Raw genomic sequence first — 18,501 nt, 5'->3', positions numbered from 1 at the left:
AGGCGAATATGATCACGGGGACCGTCCGCGCGATCCTGTTTATCTTGGCTTTCTCCGCCATCGGAGGCAGTGCAGTCTATTTCATTAAGCAGTTGTAGATTGCTCACCAAATGCCGCTCGGATGTCCTGGCATCGCATCTGCATTCGCCTGAAGCTACGCAATCCGCCTGACTGAACACATCCGGGCGGTGGTAACGTTTGCGAGGGCAAAGCGTTGGCTGTTGGGGCGTGAGGGCCAACTTCATGATTTCCGCCTCCCTCAAGCCTTGGCGAGATCGATCGTCACGGCCTGCCACTGGTCGGTGCCCGTGGAGCGGCGATAGAAGCGCAAGTATTCTTTTGAGCCGGTGACCCGCATCGCGTCGCGGATTGCGTCCATGGCCCGTTGCCAACGCTCGTCCTCGATCTGGTGGCGCAGCAACATGAAAATTTCGGCGCGGTTGATCTTGCCTTCCTTGTCAGTGTTGAAGGCGCGGGTGACGATCGCCTGGATTTCCGGCCGGCTGTCGGCCGACCATTCGTTGAGGCATTCGTCGATCAGGCTTTTGGCGATCTGCAGCTCCGGCCCGAAATCGATCAGTTCGGCGACCTGCACCTGGACCTTCATCAATCCGTCAACGGTCTGATAGGTGCGATTGCCCTTGGCGCCACCAATCTTGGCCCCGTATTCCTGGGCAAGCAGTGCGTCGAGGTCGCCAAGGTCTGTCATGGAATGCCCGCGGAAACGGGCAATCTGCGCGTTGAGATCGAGCGCGAAGGTCATGATCTTGCGGACAGTTTCGTCCTGTAGCTTGTCCTGGGGCTTCACCATGGCGAGCGGTATGTAACCGCCCTTGACGTCGGTCATGAATTCCTTGCCGTTGATGACGGTGATGCCGTCGGGGCGCTCTTCGATGATGACTGCGTTCATTTGCTGAAATCCTAATATGTTAGCGGGAGTAGTTCATCGCTGGTGTGAAGGCGTCGGGCGGGGCGGGAACCGCACGACATTGCTGTGCGGGCGGAAGGCATCGAGCACGATGACGCTTGCCGGAGCGACGAGCGCCTGACGCTGTTCCGCCGCCTGGCTGTCCCAGGTGCGCCAATGAGCGATCGTTTCGAGATTCAAGGCGTCCGTGATGATCTCATCGAGGCGATGCACCAGGCCCTCGGCGTCCTCGCTGGAAAGCACGACGCCGCCATGACGGAACTCCTGGAACTCCCGGCGGACGCGGCGGAGCTGTTCGGAGACGGGAACTGTTGTCTTGCTCATTTCTTCTTTCCAAAATCAGGGCGGATGACGTTGCCCTCGGCGGCGAGGATGAGATCGGCGGCGATGTCGAGTGTGGTGCGTTCGATGGTGCTCGCTTGAATGCGGCCGGCGTCGATAAGGCGATAGATCGCCAGTTCCTGCTCGAAATTCCGGGCGAGCTTGCCGAGCAAAGTGAGGCGTTTTCGAATGCGGACGACATCTCCACCAGACAGGGAGAGGCCGGACTGTTCGTGAGGCGCGAACTCGCTCTCGAGGATAGTGATCTCTTGGCTGAGCGTGGCGTGGGACTTCATGCGATGTCCTCCACGTCGCGGTTCTTCCAGGCGGCCTCGATATCCTTGACCGTCACCTCGCGCTCCTCGCCGATCGCAATCATGCTGGCGAGCTTCATCGTCTTGTCGATCTGGCCGAGCGCTCCGCCTTTCATGCCGATGCCGGTCAGCAACCGGACGCTGTCGGTTTCCGTCACGCCCCAGGCCGCAATGAAGGCGGCTATGTCTTCGGCATAAGGCTTCTGCCGCTTCAAATGCTTGCCGACCCGGCGCTTAAGCTGCGCGTAGGACCGGCCCTTCACCTGCGCGACGAAGCGAGAATAGACTTCCTCGTTCCCGACGAGCGCGATGCCGCACTGATAGATATCGGAGAAATGGCGCAGCTGGTTGATCGCGTCGTCGACCAGGTTCTGCGCCTCGTCGACCACCAGCAACGTTCCGCCGCCGCTGCGGGAAAGCTTGTTGCCGATGGCGCGGGTGAGGCGAGCCGGATTGGCCTCGTAGACGTCCAACTCGGCTGCAAGTTCGACCAGCATGCCGTGGACGGTCCTCGTGTGCGGGCTGATCGTCGCGTGATAGACATGCGGATGGGTAGCCTTGTAATGACGGCAGGCGACGGTCTTGCCGTTTCCGGCGCCGACCGTGATGATCACGAGATCGGCGGTCATCTGTGCCCATTGCAGCGTCTGGCCGATCTCGACCGCGATCCGGGTCCTCACGAATGACGGAGAGCTGGGCAGGGCCGGCATTGCGGCAGCTTCCAGGACGGCGCTTCGGCCATTTGAACTCGCGCACCATCAGGTGCATGACGATCTGGCGGGCGAGGGCGGCGTCGAACCACTGATGCGGCGGGTCGACGATGTCGCGGATGGCTAGATGCGGGAAACCTTCACGGGTCGCTGCGAAGCAGGCGTGAAGGTGCGCTTCGTAGAGCGCCTTCTGATCGAACTTGTTGATCATGCCGACACCTGGACAAGAACGGCCACGATCGCGGCCACCAGGCCGGCTGCGGCAATGCCAAAAATCATGATGAGATCTGCCATGCGGCAGATCGGCGAATGCGAGGGGATGAAGGGGTTTTTCATGTCTAGGCCGCCTCGCGGTTTTGGCGTTGCGCCATGGTGGCCGGCCGGACATAGTTTTCAGCGGGTTGAGGCGATTTCCGCAGACCGGAGGCGTGGTAACGCGTCCGCCAGAGAAATTCTGGCCGTGTGCCGAGAGCTGCAGCGATCGCCCGCTCACCTTTCACGTTGGGCTCCCGGAGCGTCGTTCCGGACGTCCCGCGTGGGAGGCTGTAGTCACGATCGATCTTGAGGAGGGTGAGGCCCGCCGCAAAGAGCTTGCTCTTGATGGCGGTCATCTCGGCAATCTTGGGGTCGGATTTATGGGTCTGCTTGTCGGCCTGCTGGCGCCGGTGCATAGTGGGTCCTCGTGGTGATGAGGGAGGCCCTGGCCGGCCTCCCTTTTCATGGGGTATTTGGTCCGTATTTATGGAGATTAAAACACGTTCGTGGTTTTGTAAACCCCAAACGTGGTCTGTTATGGCTAGACCTGCTAAGATCGACGAAGGGGTGGGTTCCCGGCTCGCGCAGCTTCGCGAACCCTTGAATCGGAAGGAATTTGCTGAAGAACTCGGCGTTCCGGACAGCACGCTCGGAAATTACGAACGTGGGGATCGTTGGCCCGACTGGAACTTCCTGGAAATATTGAAAGCCAAGCGAGGAGTAAACCTCAATTGGCTATTTACAGGGGAGGGGGAGCCTCAGGAGGGTGCTGGCAAGGATCTCGCCAGGAAATCGAACGATAGCATCGTACGTCTTCCCCGATTCGATGCGAGGGCCTCTGCGGGCAATGGGCTTGTGGCTGTGAACCAGATGCCGGTCGGTGACGTCGCCTTCGCGCGTGAGTTTCTACGCAACCTCGGGGCAAATCCGGAATACTGCTATGTTTTGGAGGCGAGGGGGGATTCGATGTGGCCGACCATTCCCGATGGCGCGTTGCTGATCGCCGACGCCTCAAAGAGAGAGGTCGATGACGGCCGCATCTATCATTTCAACGTCACTGATAAGGTGCTGGTGAAGCGCGCCCGATGGGCGATGGACGGAAAGCTCTATCTGACCTCGGACAACCAGGCGGCCGGATATCAGCCCGAGGTCTTCACGGCTGATCGCGTGCATGAACTCTCGGTCGGTGGCCGGATCATGTTCACCGGCCACGCACCGATGCCATTGCGTTAGAACCTTTGTTCCCGCACCTTGCTCAGTGAAGAAGGCGTTGTCCCGAGTGGACAGGTCGAGGGATCGGGGCGCGTTGTCCGAGTGCTTCGATAGCTTCGTCGATTAGATTGAGAAGCGAAGTGGGCTCAAGGACTTCGGACGTCACGAGGTATCCTTGAGCATCTACCGCGAGTCTATAGGCACATGCTGCTGAGCATTCCTTCTCCTGCTTTGCCCGCTGGAAATCAAAGTTGGCAGCTTCATATTCGCCAACGATGCTATGCAATATCCCGCTGTTGTACAAAACTAGCTGCATATCGGTTTCATCGCCATACTGTATGGCTGCCTGAAGCCAAAGACGTGCTTCCGGATAATCACCGTGGTCCATGTAGAGATAGCCGACGTTGTTAGCGTTTGAATGTAAGCGACTCTGCTGAAGCCTATATGCCGCCTTGGCTACATCCATAGCGTGTTGCTTATCTTTTCTTTGGATATAGTAGTGCTGGACCATCTCCATGAGCTCATTTGCTACTCGAGTGGCAATGTGCTCGTCGCCGATACTTTGAACGCGGTCGCAAATTTCGTCGGGCGAGAGGACGGATAGATCCCAATGGGAGGTTGCTATCTCAAAGTCAACTTGCTCTGCCCTTCTTCGCAATCCATCAATGTCTTTTCGCAGTTTCCGCAGCCCGGCGGCGTGCTCCGGTTGCTGCCAAAGGAACCAAGCTTGCCCATTCACGATATCGCTTCGGAAGCGAATCTCGATTAAGCGCACGCGACTGCCGGCGTCTTGGTACATGATATTCATCAGTATGCTTTCGACCAAAGGATTGAAGTCCCATCCGGAATCTAGCTTGCCTCCTTCAATAAGGTTGATGACTGGGCTTACGTCCTGTGCCCCTAGTTCGGAGGTTGCGGCTGAGATTGGTTGAAAGCCTTCATATTGCTGGGAAATATCAGCAAAACGTGTCAGCATGTGGCCGTCTATGGACAGGCCTGCGAGAAGGATCCTTGCCCCTTTACTTCTCGCCAAATACTTCATGTAGATGCGGTCGAATTGATCTCCGCAAAATACTACGCCGTTTGGTTCAATTCGAATAATCCCCATGTCTTGAAGTTCTTGGCAGTGTCTAATGTATTGCTCTCTATTCCACCGCTCATTGCCGTTGAATAGAAACTCCACGCGCCAGGTGTCCTCGAGGGAAAGATTTTCTGTACCTCCGCACGCTGCGTCCAAGATCAGGAAAAGATTGCTTTTCATTCTCTTTGCCGCTTTGAGGAGCGGCCTGTCGTCGATGTTCTGGCCCCGCGCTATTACCTCCTGTATGCTTTCAAGGGTGTTGAGGTTTAGGCTAAAGCGCCGTGATCGTCCTTCCTGGCATCGTTTGTAAAGCTCGTGGCAAATAAGCTGAATTTCGTACGGCTTTCTACCGGAGAGCGCTTCGACCTCCATCATGAAAGCTGAGGGTGCGAGATCTCGCACATCCTTTTCGGGCAGAGATAGTCGCTCTAATGGCTTCCGAATACATTGTCGGACGTCATCGTGTCCTTTGAAGGGACCGATATCGATTCTCTTAAATTGGCGCATTATAGGCGAAAAGACCTCATCCATTACGGGAAAAAAGTCCTCTGTTGCAGCGAACATGAGCATGTAACCGGACATGTTCATAAATATATTTCGTAATTTTTCGAGAATAATTCGATTTTCTCTCAACACATTACATTCATCAACAAGAATTAGTATCGGCTTTTTAATTTCCGCATAAATGGCGGTCAAATCTTCCGACAACGTCTCATCGGGAACGTTAAAATTGACATTTCCGCCTTTGACTGCGCGTGCAATGAGTATGGCGCACATGAAGGGGATCTGTTCAATGTCCTCAACTTCGCCGCGGGCATAGAGATCAAGATAACTGAAGAATGTCTTTCCCTTTCTGCCTCCATATGCGCCCGCCGAGAAAGCTGCCATCACTATCGCGTTGAATAGCTTCCGGAAGAAATTGAGGTCCGTTTGCACGTCACCTTCATTCAAGTTAATGCGAACGCAGCAGAAGTCCCGCCGTCTCGCTTCAATCTCTGCCATGTTGAGAAAGCTGGTTTTGCCCGACGCTCGTGCACCCACTAACGCAATGTGGATCGGCTTTTGGGTGTTTTTTGCATGATTCAGGTAATAAATAACGTCCGCTGTCTCAGTGCTCCGTCCATAAAAAGAGCGCTCCTCAGAAACAGGATTTGCGAAGTCATAAGGATTTGCTAGCTCACGCAATTTCTCAAGCATACTGAGGGCTTTCTAATAAACCATTAGTTCGTGAAGCTCTCGGACGAGAGCTTGGCCGATTTGTACTGTCTTTCTATCTCGCGCCCATCTTCGGCGCTCAACGGCTTGCCCCAAACCCGATGGAATGGCCGCATACTCGTCCGAAAGCCTAAGGAAGTTTCTTATCTCCGTGACTTTTCCTTCGGTGAGCATTTGAGCGGCGGCCGTCTCTTCGAGAGCGTAATATGGCGGAGCCCAATTTTCTGCTGGTGAACCCGATGCCATCTCCCGCACGCATCGCTCGATAAAATATACTATCACTTGGACCTGATCGGAGCCTGTAGGAGAGCGAGTGTCATTAGTAGCATCTACGATTGACTTGACCAGACGGTTGACGCGAAAGACACGTACATCCGAGCGCTCGGCCGGTTTCGATAACTCAATGTGATTGCAGTCAATTTTAACTGGCGTGACACCAGCAATGCCGGGATCTGATGAGACTGCGTCGACAACCAATACCCCCTTTGTCTTTTGATCTTCGGCGAAAACCAGCAAGCTTAGGTTCAGCTCTGAGAAGTGGGCACGAAACCATCGATTGAGATCAAGCAGAGCAGGTGAGTTGGCCTTTAGCTCTTTGACTGCAGGAGCCGACCGGTAAATGAGACTGATGGCGTCGACAAAGCTCGCAAGGCTTGATCCTGCATGCGGAGTTCCAGCAAACACAATCGCCTTGGTTCGATTGCAAATATCGAGATATTCGGGAGCGTCGCGGGCGCTTCGCAACATTTGTTTCACAAGCAACCCGCCGTAGCTGTGGCAGATAAATATGATGGGTCGGTCAGGGATCAGATAGGGCTCGAGCGATGCCATTATGTTTATGGAGCGATCATAGATGCTCATCGAGCCTCCTCTCCATAGAGAGGAGGCAATCCTATAGGTAATCGTCAATATTTGCAGTTTTGGTTCACACTCCAGCAGCCAATCGGACCATATTTCACCTTGGTTCCGGTTAAAGCCCCAGGTGGAGAGCCCATCTCCATTAAGACCGTGAATGAAGACGACAGTTGCCTTTGCGTCGTTGTCGTTATGTAGTGGAGAAATAGTAGTTAGCGGACTGCCCGCACCAAATAAACGTTCCAGCATTGATAGCTTGCCACTGCCCCCCCAACGACTCGCTAATAATGAGAGCGCACCTGCAGGACGCAAGCAATACTTTAGTTGTCATTTCGGGAGGCTTTTGCCTCAGAGGTTGTGGAAACGGTTCAAGAATGTGTTTCATCGTTTCCGAAGGCGATGGTGGGCTCGGAAATGTCACTTTGTAGAGCGTGATGCAAGGCTTTGATTCTAAAGGTGAATTTCTCTGATCTTGGCCCTGCGCTCCTGAGAGGAATTCTGGTTTGATTTCGTGCGCCGGAAAAGGATTCGAACCGCAGGGTAGGGGGCAATTCGCTGCTTTCAGGAAATCCCTTGATTTGAAAGGGTTTTCGAAGGGCGCGAAGAGCCTTCGCGGACGATTTGAGGGCCTTTTGAAGTCACCCGGTGGTCTGGCCTAAACATTGGCGCGGTGCTGACGATTTCCCGGATTTATGCTGGCGCGAACGGATCGCCGACCACCGTCGCAGCAGGTCCAGAGGCCTTCAATTTCAAGGCTTCCCGCTATTTCCCGCCTTTTCCCGGAGATTCCCGCCAATTCCGGAACTCATCGTCTTCCTACATAGACGTGATTTTTTCGTCAGGCTGTTTGCACCGCCGTCTATTGATTCTTCTCAAAAAAAATTGAATGCCTTGTCTTCAGCGGCTTTTTATGCCGCCTGCAGCCGACCTTTTCGTCGAGTTTATGCCGCGGCTTTTTGTTGAGGATTACCTGTCAGCGAGCGCTGGGGGAGCCGCATACGATCGGGTTGGTTTCCAGACTGTATGATGATTGCCGCAGTGCTCAATATCTCCGCTGACATCATAGTAGGAGACTTTGACAGCTTGAGCCTAATCTTCAGCCTTCAAGGCGGGATCATCGATAAGTGTAATATGTTGAAACACTAATTTAGTGCTTCCTATACCAGGCGTCAAATCGCGACCATTCGCGATAGACGCGCTCATACCCCCTGGGTAACATGATTTCGTCAAGCTTTATGTTGGAATCTGTATTATTATGTTCGATGCAAAATAAACTGACCTCATACCGGTTGAAATCGAAGGTCGATAAAATATCCGGCTCGTTTCCTTCGGTGTCGATGCTGATGAAGTCGATCATTTTTGGCGCATTGTAAGTATCAAGCAGATCATTGAGGCTGATCGTAGTTTGCACGATCTCCACGCTTTCCTTGCTTCGCGCCTCGGCGTGCAGGTCTTTATCGGCGAGTTCAGCCATGCAGGACAGCGCCGGTGCGGCCGCCACAAACCGCATCTTTACGCTGCGCCCGGTGATAGCATCAACAGGAGACGTACAAAGCGGATTCGATCTGAGTTCTCGGATAGAGTGGCTGAGCAGCGGGTTCGGCTCAGCCAAAATACCGCTCCAACCATATTCTCCTTCCAGCATAAATGTGTTGCTGAAGTGCTGGCCATCATAAGCGCCGATCTCGACGAAAAATCCGTTGCGCTTGCCTTTGAGTTCGTCAATCACCCAACGATCTTGTTGGATCTGGGAGAAACTGTGCTCATTCCAGAAATGAGGGCGCTCAATATGAGCGCGCTTCTTCAGGCCTAGCCACGTACGAATTCCCACGTCTTCACCTTCCAGCTTGGAGTTTCCAACCGCTACCTTATGCGCGATGTGAGCGCAACAGGGGCATACACCAACCGATCGGATGAGAAGATGGACAGGTGGAGAGGTGATGAATGTGGCGGCCTATAACGGTTTCCGGCGGACCCGGGCCAGCATCGGCGCGTATTCAAGAACGAACAGGCCGAACGAGATCAACCAGGCCAGGCCGGCCAGTGCGTAGACCGTGCTAAGGTGTTCCGGGAAAAACGCAGCACTCGGTCTCAAAAGCGCGCTTAGCACGATTGCTCCGTAGGATGCGATGGTCGTCCGCGAGGCCGTCAATACCCGCCCGGTATGGCCCCGGCTCGCCCTGGTCATGACGGCCAGCATCATGGTTGCCACGGTTCCGACGCTCAGCACGTGAATTGCGGAAGTCTCGTCGAAGAGACCGAGGGCGGCGATCGCGATGGCGGCGAACCCCAGCGGCACGAAGAGATAGGCGATGTGAAGGATCGCCACCAGCATTTCCGCGGTCGTCGTCCATCCCCGCCAGCGTCCAAGCCTTGCCGCGTGCATCACCGCCGCAAACCCCGCGGCTGCTGCGACAACCGGACCATCGCCCAGAACCACCCAACTCGCCAACGCGGCCACTCCGCACAAGATTGCAGCAGTATCGAAGTGATTGTAGGCGACGGGGAAATCCGTCCGACCCGTCTTGTTGATCCAGTTGCGGGTGAAACTGGGGATGATTCGCCCGCCCACGACGAGGATCATCGAGACATAGGCCGATAGTGCAAGCTTGATTCCGACGGAAGGGTGCTGTCCGGCCGCTGCGTCGAGATGGAACAGGATGTTTGCAGTGGAGAGTGCCAGCAAACCACCGATAACCTTCAGATCCTTCCATTTCTTCCCGGCGACAACTTCACGCACGCAGATGAAGAGGAGGAGAGGCAGGAAGGCACCATCGGCCAGGATGGCTGCCATAACGCCAACGGTGTCGGCGAGCAGGAAGCCCAACCTGCCGGCGACCCAGACGAGAAAGAGAAAGACAAGCGGCCAGCCGGAGACGGGCAGCCTGCCGGTCCAATTGGGAACCGCCGTCAACAGGAAACCGGCAAGCACGGCGCTTGCATAGCCGAACAGCATCTCATGCGCGTGCCAATGGACAGTGCCATAGGACGACGCCACCTCGATCACCCCACCCAGGCTTGCTATCCATAAGAACATCGCTGCGACCGCCCAGAGCGCCGCCGAGAGGAAGAACGGCCTGAAGCCATAGGAGAAAATCACGGGGGCGGTCGGCGACAGGCCGCGCGGGATACCTCCGCGGCGAGCTTGCTGGGAGGAAAGATCAGTCATGGCGAAATTCCTTCAATCGATGCCTGATCTATCTCCCACCTTTGTTTTCCGGTCTTTGCGAAGACGCAAGCAAACAAGGGAAAGTTTGTTGCACATCAAAGAAGAGATGCAGGACCCATCTTAGCCTCTCTTTCAACAGGACGGCGATCAACCCCGTCCTTTGCTTCAAAGGAGAGGCACCATGACTGACAAATTGCAGATGACCAGACGCTCGATTTTGGCAGGGGCCGCCTTCGTGGGGGCCATGACTCCGATCGTACAGGCTTCTTTCGCGAATGCGGATGAGACCCCGCCGGCCAAGATGAACCCGACCGACCTTTCGGCGCTGCGCCGGGTGAAGGTCGATCTCGTCAAGCCGCCGTTCGTGCACGCCCACACCCAGAAGGCAGATGGCCCGCCGAAGATCGTCGAATTCACCCTGACGATCCAGGAGAAGAAGATGGTGATCGACAAGGAAGGCGCGGAGATCAATGCCATGACCTTCGACGGATCGGTTCCGGGACCGTTGATGGTGGTGCATCAGGGCGACTATGTCGAGGTGACGCTGATCAATCCTGAAACGAACGAACTGCAACACAACATCGACTTCCATTCGGCGACGGGTGCCCTGGGCGGCGGCGCGCTGACCATCGTCAACCCCGGTGAAAAGGCAGTCCTGCGTTTCAAGGCGACCAAGGCCGGCGTCTTCGTCTACCATTGCGCACCTCCCGGAATGGTGCCGTGGCATGTCACATCGGGCATGAACGGCGCGATCATGGTCCTGCCCCGCGAGGGCCTGACCGACGGCCACGGCAAGGAGCTCGTCTACGACAAGGTCTACTACGTCGGCGAACAGGACTTCTACGTCCCGCGCGACGAAGCCGGTAACTTCAAGAAATACGACAGCGCCGGCGAAGCCTTTGAGGATACGCTCAAGGTCATGCGGAGCCTCACGCCGACCCATATCGTCTTCAACGGTGCGGTCGGCGCCCTGACCGGTGAAAATGCTCTGACCGCTGCGGTCGGGGAAAAAGTGCTGATCGTCCATTCGCAGGCCAATCGCGATACCCGCCCGCACCTCATCGGCGGACACGGCGACTATGTCTGGGCAACCGGCAAGTTCAACAATATCCCCGATCGGGATCAGGAAACCTGGTTCATTCCGGGCGGCACGGCCGGTGCGGCGTTCTACACCTTCGAACAGCCCGGCATCTATGCCTATGTCAACCATAACCTGATCGAGGCCTTCGAGCTGGGCGCGGCGGCACACTTCAAGGTCACCGGCGACTGGAACGACGATCTGATGACTTCGGTCGTCGCTCCGACCGGAAGCTGATTTCGACATGCGGGGCAGGGTGATGCCTCCCCCGCATGTCCCTCAAACAGACGCGCTTCCTCCGGAAGCGACAGTTTCGCCCGAGGAGGCGAACATGTCATGCACGAACCAAAAGCCAAAAAACTCGCTCTTCCGTACCGCTCTTCCGATCACGCTGATCGCCGCTTTGTCCGTGGGTATATTCCAGCAGGCGGGGTTCTTCGAACCATCCCCCCCAACGAGCGCGGACTTTGAGCCGCAAACGGTTGTCGTGCCGCCGCGCGCCTATAAATACAGAAGCGACGGCGAATTCGTGAAGGGTACGGCGCCGGTCGATGCGCCGATGAAGGCCGTGGTTGCTGCTGATAACCTCACCATCACGAAATATCAGGTCACAGCATCGCAATATGCCGCCTGCGTGCTCGATGGCGGCTGTGCCCCAGCCGATGCGCCGCCGGCCACCGGTGTCGAGATCCCCGTGACCGGCGTCAGCTTCGACGATGCAGTGGCCTATGCCCGCTGGTTATCCGACAAGACCGGCGATTACTGGACACTTCCCACCGATGAGCAGCTTGCGCAGGCCGCCGGCAAGCGCTTTCCCGATGATGCACTGGGGCTGGATCCCGACAACAAGAATCCCGCGATCCGCTGGCTCGCCGACTACGAACGCGAGGCGCGGGAAAGATCCAAGCGCGATCCCGTGCCGCGTCCGATCGGCAGTTTCGGGGAAAACGAATTCGGTCTGGCCGATTTCGGCGGGAATGTTTGGGAGTGGACATCCACCTGCCACCGACGCGTGCATCTCTACAAAAACGGGTCGGTCCGCGCCTCGGAGGCGATATGCGGCGTGTATGTCACGGTCGCCGGCCATCGTTCACCGGTGAGTTCCTTCATCCGCGATCCGAAAGGCGGGGGATGCTCGGTCGGAACTCCGCCCGACAATCTCGGCTTCCGTCTTGTCAAATCGACTCGGTGGTATGCGCCTTTGCTGCGGAAGCTGCGCGATACAGGTTGGATCGCCTGAATGCGCATGCGCGGCAATGCCGTGCCTTCGATCTCGCCCTGGGTTGTGCTAAGGTCGCTCCGAAACGAGTGGTCCGATTCCGATATTTGCATCCAGATGCCGCGGCTCCTGAGCAAATGTCGGAAACAAGGGTCCGCTACAGGAGCGCACGCCGTTGAAGATCGACAAAAGCCTCGTCCGAACCTTCCCCCTATTCGAGAAGATGGAGGATGCCGACACGGAAGCCCTTCTGGCTCATGCGGTCCCCCGCAGGGTGCCGGCCGGTGAAGCCGTCTTCGAACAGGGAGCGGCTGCGATGCATTTCTATCTTCTTCTGCACGGTCGGCTGAAAGTCACGCAGGTCACCGAGGACGGCCAGCAGATCATCGTTCGCGTCGTCCATCCCGGCGACCTTTTCGGCTTTGCCAAAGCGCTTCTGCGCACCGATTACCCGGGTACTGCGACCGCCGTCGCCGAAAGTATTGCGCTTTCCTGGCCCACGGAGCTATGGCCCCAGTTCGTCGATCGGAATCCGCGCCTTGCCGTCACTGCGATGCAGACGATCGGGCAGCGCCTAGAGGAGGCCCATGCCCGCATTCGGGAGATATCCACCCAGGAGGTCGAACGGCGGGTGGCTCATGCAGTTCTGAGGCTCGTCAAGCAGGCAGGCAGGAAGGAAGGGGGCGCCGTGCGAATCGACTTTCCCATCTCCCGGCAGGATATCGCCGAGATGACGGGCACCACGCTCCACACCGTATCCCGGATCATGAGTGCATGGGAGGCGAAGGGCCTTGTCGAAGGCGGACGCCAGAAGCTTCTGGTAAAGGATGCCGAGGGTCTGCTCGCACTGGCAGAAAGCGCCAAAGAATAGCGTGAGGGAGTCGGTATGAAATTTGCGGTGCGTCAAAGAACGCTTCCGTCTACGCGATAGAGTGGCTCCAACAGAGGCACGAGGCCTCTCGAAAGGAGCAAGACAATGAAGAATATTTTAGTTTCTCTGATCGGTGCGACGATCATCGCCGCAGGGTGCGGAACCCTCGCTTCCGCCGCCGATTTTGAGGTCCACATGCTCAACAAGGGCAAGGACGGCGTGATGGTGTTCGAGCCGAGCTCGCTGAAGATTGCCAAGGGCGATACCGTGACCTTCGTCCCGACGGACAAATCCCATAATGCCGAGACCATCAATGGTCTCATTCCGGATGGTGCAACGCCCTTCAAGGGCAAGATGAACGAGAGTGTCAAAGTCACCTTCGATGTCGAAGGCGCCTATGCCGTTAAATGCTCCCCGCATGTCGGCATGGGAATGATCGGTCTGATCGTCGTGGGCGACACACCGGCCAATCTCGATGCGATCAAGGCGGCCAAGCTGCCGAAAAAGGCACGTGAGCGTCTGGACGCGGACATCGCTGCAGCTGGTGTGTAAGCCGGCAGCGTACCGACGGCGGCTGCGCTCTCCTCCTCAGCCGTCGTCGGTGAAAGCTTACGGTGCGTGCGTAAAATGTCCGGGCCTGTCGGATACGCAGTCGGTAAGCTGAACCCGCTTCACAGGCAATCAGGCGGGCTCATCTCATGCCTGCGAGCGAATTTTTCGGAGTGCTTGGGTCGAACCCTGCATGCGTTCATCAAGCATCCGCTTTCCGACCGGCATGGCTATGCTCTGGCGGTCATGGCGGTGTCCATAGACTTTGCTCTGCGCCCTGCATTACAGGGTATCCACCGGTGCGGATGAGATCGTCGTTCAGATTGACGATACGGGACTGGGAATTTCAGATGAAATCGCCTCGCAACTCTTCAGTCCTTTCGTCACGACCAAGGCAGGAGGGATGGGAATAGGCCTGTCGATATCCAGGAGGATCATCGAGGCGGATGGTGGCGAGATATCGGTTGCGAGAAACGCCGCCGGAGGAGCAAGCTTCCGGTTCACTCTTCCCATGCTTGCCGGCGAATATCATGATACGGACGGATGAAACACGATGTCCGTGCGTCGGGCTCGGGAGCGTCATGGCGCCATCATCGAAGGATTCCACGGAGGATCATAGGTCAACTCCACGTCGACGTTCGTCACGCCGATGACCGATCCGGCGCAAGCGCGGACGGCATCGGCCAAAAAGGCGGAAGCTGGGCAGCCTTTTGTCGTGGTGGTCATCATGATGTGAACATCGCCGGCAGGGCCTGCCTCAATCAGGTAGATCAGGCCCATTTCGACGATACCACGCCCAATCTCCGGATCGATGACCGATGAGAGCTGTTGCCTGATCCGCTCGATCACCTCCGCCTGCTGAAATGCCTCACGCATTGGTCGCTCCAGTGCCTATGCGGATCATGATCCGGTAGGCGCTGCCGTCCCGATCGAAATTGCCCACCCATTGGTGGCCCCGGCGCGTAAGCTCCGGAAACAGGAAGACCGGCTCCCGTGAGAGCACGGCGAAGATGACTTCACCCGGGTTCAGCGCTTCGGCCTCCGAGAGAATCCGCTGCATCGGCTCGGGAGGATCGAGATCGGACAGATCCAGATCAACGGAGGGTTCCGCCCAGAGTTCCGGCGAGACCGCGTTCTCGGAGATTGCCACCTCCTCTCCCATGCGCGGGACAAAGCGGACCTCGAAATCTCCGTTGTCGAGCTCGACAACTTCATGGTCGAAACCCTTGCTGTCCATGACACGAAAGAGCGGCTGTGGTCTGAACGGGGCAAATAGCCTGAGGCCTTGACCCGGGTGCAATGCGCCGACGGCGCGCATGATTTCTTCGAACGGCTCGCCGCCGTTCTGCAGGATCGATCTCACATCGAGTTCTTGGAATTCATGGGGCATTATGACCTCCCGTTGAAGCTTGGTAAAAACAGCCGAGATAGGGCGTTACCGGTCGGCAGTTTGGTTGAGGCCGGGACCAAGGCAAGGCGGCGGGCCTGGATGAATTCAAATGCAAGAGCGCAGACGGCCATCAATTGGGCAATTGTAACCCATCTGAAAACGTCCGGCACATCATGAATCAAAGCGATGGTCGCTATGGTTGTCGCGCCGAAGTAGAGCAGGAACCATACCGATGCGCGTCGTTCGTTGACGAGGTCCTGAACGCGCGGCACGGCGGTCCGGCCGAGGACGGGACCGTAGAACTCCAGCCAGGTCATGAACGCGACGATCTTGTAGAGCTGCCCAAGGCCCAGGCCCGTCAGCCAGCCGAAGGTGAACAGATAGGCAGCCGGGATCGCCATATCCGCCGAGTTGCCGAGCACAATCGAGACACCGAAGAGAATGAAGGAAATAACCAGCATGGCGACGGCCACCAGGCTCGAAAGCACGTTCAGTTCCGCGGACTTTCGCTTCCGTTCCTTGAAAATGGAATAGATATCTATCGCGTAGAGCAGGATAGCTATTCCTCCGATCGCCACGGCCACATCGGACGGCCACTTTCCCCCCGCTCCGGCTCCCACGACGACGATATCATACATCACCGCCGAAAGAGCCGCGACCATCAACCAGGCGGCCGCGCGACTTGTGTTGCGGACCTTCTCGGGCGACAGCAGGAACATCGCCAGGAGACGGTAGCTGACCCCGACAGCGGTGACGGTCATCCAGCCCATGAGGCCAAGATAGGCGTGGGCCGGTGGGGCTTTCAGCACCAGCCGGACGAGATATGGATTATCGGACAAGCCCGAAAGCGGAAGGGTGAAGAGCAATCCCATAACAGCGACGCCGATCAGCGGCGCGCAGCCAAGCGCGACGAACTTTGCCGGCAGGGAGAGCGGTCGGTTTGTGACGAGCGTGCCGATCACCATCCAGCAGAGGCTTGCGAAAGCAAACGTCAGAAGGACACCTCCAAGCGGGAGCGCCCATGCCCGGAAGGGTAGGATGTCGGCCAGCCCGAGAAATCCGGTCAGCAGCAGAAGAAGCCCGCCGATGGTCAAAAGCAAGGTGGGCAGGGCGAGTTGGGGCGACTGCAATTGCCGGGAGGCAAGCACCGGCACGAATTGAAGCAGCGATCCGGCAAACAGGAGACCAAGCCAGCCAATCGCGATGAGATGAATAATCACCAGTGATTCCGGAGCCTCGATAGGGACTGACGGATAGCCGAAGCCCGAGGCGGTCAAGGCCAGCTCGGCGACCAGACAGATCAATGCCGCTGCGAAATAAGACATCGTCCAGCGGGAAATGGTGGCGCCGGGCATGGCTTTGATCTCTCAATGACCACAGCAGCAGTCGCAGCCGGAGCCTTTGGCTCTTTGAATCTCGACGCGCCAGACATCCGGCCCCTGTTCAAGGTATTGCCAGTCGAACTGTTCTGGATACCGGCTCTCGATCTGATAATGCAAAGGCCGCGGGTCATGGTCGCTCATGACATGCATGATGCCGCCAGGGGCGAGCGAGGTGAGCACGCCGAAGATTTTCGGGTGGCGTTCGGCAGGGGCGAGCGTCCTGACGTCGATGGAGGGTATCTCAATATCCGACATTGCGTTGTCCTTGGCCTTTCAAAACTGTCGTGGCGGCCTGGCCGATCCCGGCCGCGTTCAAGATTTAGCAGCGGCGCGGACAGGGAAATTTGTGGCGGGACAAACATTTTACAAAAATCGAAAAGAGCCTTGATTTCGCACAAAGAGCGAGCGGCATCGGTCCGGTAAACGCTTCCACGAATGACTTGGAAAGGTGCCAGACATGTCAGAAGCGATCATTGAAAAATATGGCGATGCGCGACTTCCGCGTTATACGAGCTATCCGACGGCTCCCAACTTCACTGCGGATTTCGACGCCGTTGCCTACCCTTCCTGGCTCAAGGCGTTGCCCGAAAGACAGTCTACGTCGCTCTACATCCACATCCCTTTCTGTCGGTCCATGTGCTGGTACTGCGGCTGTCATACGACGATCACCGAACGCGACAGGCCAATTCTCGACTATATCGAGACATTGCACCGGGAGATCGAACTTCTGGGATCCGCCAGAAACGGCTGCTTCAGTGTCGGGGAAATTCACTTTGGCGGCGGCACGCCTACCATTATCAAGCCGGATGAGTTCATCGCGCTGATGGATGCGTTTCGCGACCGACTTGGTTTTGCAGAGGCGGTCAATGCCGCCGTCGAAATCGATCCGCGAACATTGACCGGTGAAATGGCGGTGGCGCTCGGAGCGTCCGGTGTCACCCGGGCGAGTCTTGGCGTGCAGAGTTTCGATCCGAAGGTCCAGAAGGCGATCAATCGTATTCAAAGCGTGGAAACGACGATGGCGACGGTGGAGCACCTTCGGCACAACGGCATCAATGCCATCAATTTCGACCTCATCTATGGTCTTCCCCATCAGACGGTCGAATCCTGCGTCAGTACCGTCGAGGCAGCCATCCGCATGCGGCCGGATCGTCTTGCCGTTTTCGGATATGCACATATTCCAAGCTTCAAGAAGCATCAGCGTCTGATCGATGAGGCGACACTTCCCGACGTGCGGGAGCGAGCATTGCAGGCGGAAGCGATTGCCGAGGCTCTGGTGGCGGCGGGATATGTCCGGATCGGCCTCGACCATTTCGCGCTGCCGGGCGACGACCTCGCGCTGGCGCAGACCGAGGGCCGGCTGCACAGGAACTTCCAGGGGTATACGACAGACGCCTGCGAGGCCCTGATAGGATTGGGAGCGTCTTCGATCGGCAAGCTGCCCCAGGGATATATTCAGAACGAGGTGCCGCCGGGCCTTTACGCAACCCGCGTGTCAAAGGGTGAATTGCCCGTCGCCAAGGGTTACCACCTCACGCCGGAGGACCGACTGCGCGGTGAAATCATCGAAAGGCTGATGTGTGACTTTGCGGTGGACGTGGCTGCGCTCGCGACGGCGCACGGATTTGACGCAGATCTCCTCTTAAGCGGCAACGATCGGCTCAACGAACTGGAGCGAGACGGGTTGATCGAGCGTGAAGGTGGATTTGTCAGGGTCTCGGAAGAGCACCGTTTCATCGTGCGGGCCGCGGCTTCCGCATTCGATGCCTATCTGAACAAGAGCGGTCGGTCGTTCAGCAAGGCGGCCTGAACTGCCTTCTTGTCGAGGCGCCATAGGCTGTCCCCTTGCTCGCTTGCAAAGTTGATGCACGGGATCATCTTAATCGCGGCATTTTACCACGGCATTGTTCGTCCCGTTGCATTGTATCAAGGACGAGCCTGCCATCGGCCGA

Annotated in this window: 20 protein-coding genes and 2 pseudogenes; 8 read left to right on the top strand and 14 right to left on the bottom strand. The window is 57.1% G+C overall.

Features of this window, described 5'->3' with window-relative positions; all coding sequences use genetic code 11:
- Positions 1 to 259 precede the first annotated feature (259 nt).
- From JL39_RS07240 to JL39_RS07225, 4 genes and pseudogenes are all read right to left on the bottom strand, one after another.
- Complete coding sequence (locus tag JL39_RS07240; RefSeq protein WP_037147843.1) at positions 260 to 910, bottom strand: DUF3164 family protein; 651 nt, start codon at positions 908 to 910, stop codon at positions 260 to 262.
- A gap of 33 nt (positions 911 to 943) precedes the next feature.
- Positions 944 to 1,252 (bottom strand): hypothetical protein, encoded by a 309-nt coding sequence (locus tag JL39_RS07235; protein ID WP_037147841.1) that lies wholly within the window; start codon positions 1,250 to 1,252, stop codon positions 944 to 946.
- Complete coding sequence (locus JL39_RS07230) at positions 1,249 to 1,545, bottom strand: hypothetical protein (protein WP_037147839.1); 297 nt, start codon at positions 1,543 to 1,545, stop codon at positions 1,249 to 1,251. Before JL39_RS07230 ends, JL39_RS07235 begins: the two co-directional genes overlap by 4 nt.
- Positions 1,542 to 2,264, bottom strand: a pseudogene (locus JL39_RS07225) (AAA family ATPase); the annotation flags it as partial. The pseudogene JL39_RS07225 and the gene JL39_RS07230, both read right to left, overlap by 4 nt.
- Between JL39_RS07225 and JL39_RS32095 the strand changes: the two are divergent.
- Positions 2,170 to 2,400, top strand: a complete 231-nt coding sequence (locus JL39_RS32095) for a hypothetical protein (protein ID WP_200883930.1) — start codon at positions 2,170 to 2,172, stop codon at positions 2,398 to 2,400. The pseudogene JL39_RS07225 and the gene JL39_RS32095 sit on opposite strands and share 95 nt — an antisense overlap.
- 80 nt (positions 2,401 to 2,480) lie before the next feature.
- On the opposite strand, the gene JL39_RS32775 is transcribed toward JL39_RS32095, so the two are convergent.
- Together JL39_RS32775 and JL39_RS07220 are read right to left on the bottom strand one after the other, a co-directional pair.
- Entirely contained in the window at positions 2,481 to 2,609 is a 129-nt protein-coding gene (locus JL39_RS32775) for a hypothetical protein (protein WP_280114085.1), read from the bottom strand.
- A 2-nt stretch (positions 2,610 to 2,611) separates the two neighbouring features.
- Complete coding sequence (locus tag JL39_RS07220; RefSeq protein WP_037147837.1) at positions 2,612 to 2,944, bottom strand: helix-turn-helix domain-containing protein; 333 nt, start codon at positions 2,942 to 2,944, stop codon at positions 2,612 to 2,614.
- Between the two features lie 70 nt (positions 2,945 to 3,014).
- Here JL39_RS07220 and JL39_RS07215 point away from each other — a divergent pair, with 70 nt between their 5' ends.
- Entirely contained in the window at positions 3,015 to 3,761 is a 747-nt protein-coding gene (locus tag JL39_RS07215) for a S24 family peptidase (protein WP_244446842.1), read from the top strand.
- 22 nt (positions 3,762 to 3,783) lie between these two features.
- Here the strand turns inward: JL39_RS07215 and JL39_RS07210 are convergent, their stop codons facing one another.
- The 4 genes from JL39_RS07210 to JL39_RS07195 form a co-directional block, all read right to left on the bottom strand.
- A complete protein-coding gene (locus tag JL39_RS07210; protein ID WP_037147833.1) occupies positions 3,784 to 6,018 on the bottom strand; it encodes a hypothetical protein in 2,235 nt (744 codons plus the stop codon).
- A 12-nt stretch (positions 6,019 to 6,030) separates the two neighbouring features.
- Positions 6,031 to 6,897: a hypothetical protein gene (locus tag JL39_RS30465; protein WP_052182718.1), complete on the bottom strand. Its 867-nt coding sequence runs from the start codon at positions 6,895 to 6,897 to the stop codon at positions 6,031 to 6,033.
- A gap of 1,141 nt (positions 6,898 to 8,038) precedes the next feature.
- Positions 8,039 to 8,722 carry an FkbM family methyltransferase gene (locus tag JL39_RS07200; RefSeq protein ID WP_052182717.1) on the bottom strand — a complete coding sequence of 228 codons (684 nt, stop codon included), beginning with the start codon at positions 8,720 to 8,722 and terminating at the stop codon, positions 8,039 to 8,041.
- A 123-nt stretch (positions 8,723 to 8,845) separates the two neighbouring features.
- The gene (locus tag JL39_RS07195; RefSeq protein WP_037147831.1) at positions 8,846 to 10,060 is read right to left on the bottom strand and encodes an NnrS family protein; all 1,215 of its coding nucleotides are present in this window, start codon (positions 10,058 to 10,060) and stop codon (positions 8,846 to 8,848) included.
- Between the two features lie 181 nt (positions 10,061 to 10,241).
- On the opposite strand from JL39_RS07195, the gene nirK reads away from it, so the two are divergent.
- The 5 genes and pseudogenes from nirK to JL39_RS07170 form a co-directional block, all read left to right on the top strand.
- Positions 10,242 to 11,375 carry a copper-containing nitrite reductase gene (gene nirK / locus JL39_RS07190; RefSeq protein ID WP_037147829.1) on the top strand — a complete coding sequence of 378 codons (1,134 nt, stop codon included), beginning with the start codon at positions 10,242 to 10,244 and terminating at the stop codon, positions 11,373 to 11,375.
- Between the two features lie 94 nt (positions 11,376 to 11,469).
- Positions 11,470 to 12,378 carry an SUMF1/EgtB/PvdO family nonheme iron enzyme gene (locus JL39_RS07185; protein WP_037147827.1) on the top strand — a complete coding sequence of 303 codons (909 nt, stop codon included), beginning with the start codon at positions 11,470 to 11,472 and terminating at the stop codon, positions 12,376 to 12,378.
- A 154-nt stretch (positions 12,379 to 12,532) separates the two neighbouring features.
- Positions 12,533 to 13,228 (top strand): Crp/Fnr family transcriptional regulator, encoded by a 696-nt coding sequence (locus JL39_RS07180; RefSeq protein ID WP_037147826.1) that lies wholly within the window; start codon positions 12,533 to 12,535, stop codon positions 13,226 to 13,228.
- Positions 13,229 to 13,333: 105 nt separating this feature from the next.
- Entirely contained in the window at positions 13,334 to 13,780 is a 447-nt protein-coding gene (locus tag JL39_RS07175; protein ID WP_037147823.1) for a pseudoazurin, read from the top strand.
- A gap of 295 nt (positions 13,781 to 14,075) precedes the next feature.
- Positions 14,076 to 14,324, top strand: a pseudogene (locus JL39_RS07170) (ATP-binding protein); the annotation flags it as partial.
- Positions 14,325 to 14,356: 32 nt separating this feature from the next.
- Here JL39_RS07170 and JL39_RS07165 read toward each other — a convergent pair.
- Genes JL39_RS07165 through JL39_RS07150 form a run of 4 tightly spaced genes read right to left on the bottom strand, consistent with a single transcriptional unit; the run spans position 14,357 to position 16,804 of the window.
- Positions 14,357 to 14,653 carry a metal-sulfur cluster assembly factor gene (locus tag JL39_RS07165; RefSeq protein ID WP_037147820.1) on the bottom strand — a complete coding sequence of 99 codons (297 nt, stop codon included), beginning with the start codon at positions 14,651 to 14,653 and terminating at the stop codon, positions 14,357 to 14,359.
- Complete coding sequence (locus JL39_RS07160) at positions 14,646 to 15,167, bottom strand: DUF2249 domain-containing protein (protein ID WP_037147818.1); 522 nt, start codon at positions 15,165 to 15,167, stop codon at positions 14,646 to 14,648. Before JL39_RS07160 ends, JL39_RS07165 begins: the two co-directional genes overlap by 8 nt.
- On the bottom strand, positions 15,167 to 16,522 hold the full coding sequence (locus JL39_RS07155; RefSeq protein ID WP_052182716.1) for a hypothetical protein: 1,356 nt from the start codon (positions 16,520 to 16,522) through the stop codon (positions 15,167 to 15,169). Before JL39_RS07155 ends, JL39_RS07160 begins: the two co-directional genes overlap by 1 nt.
- Positions 16,523 to 16,534: 12 nt before the next feature.
- The gene (locus JL39_RS07150) at positions 16,535 to 16,804 is read right to left on the bottom strand and encodes a DUF2249 domain-containing protein (protein WP_037147816.1); all 270 of its coding nucleotides are present in this window, start codon (positions 16,802 to 16,804) and stop codon (positions 16,535 to 16,537) included.
- Between the two features lie 202 nt (positions 16,805 to 17,006).
- Here JL39_RS07150 and hemN point away from each other — a divergent pair, with 202 nt between their 5' ends.
- Positions 17,007 to 18,359, top strand: coding sequence for an oxygen-independent coproporphyrinogen III oxidase (gene hemN / locus JL39_RS07145; protein ID WP_037147814.1), 1,353 nt, complete (start codon positions 17,007 to 17,009; stop codon positions 18,357 to 18,359).
- The last annotated feature ends 142 nt before the right edge of the window (positions 18,360 to 18,501 follow it).

This window comes from Rhizobium sp. YS-1r (assembly GCF_000757525.1).
Classification (GTDB): domain Bacteria; phylum Pseudomonadota; class Alphaproteobacteria; order Rhizobiales; family Rhizobiaceae; genus Neorhizobium; species Neorhizobium petrolearium.
Note: the sequence above shows the minus strand (reverse complement) of the source record. Positions and strands in the feature narration are given on the sequence as shown.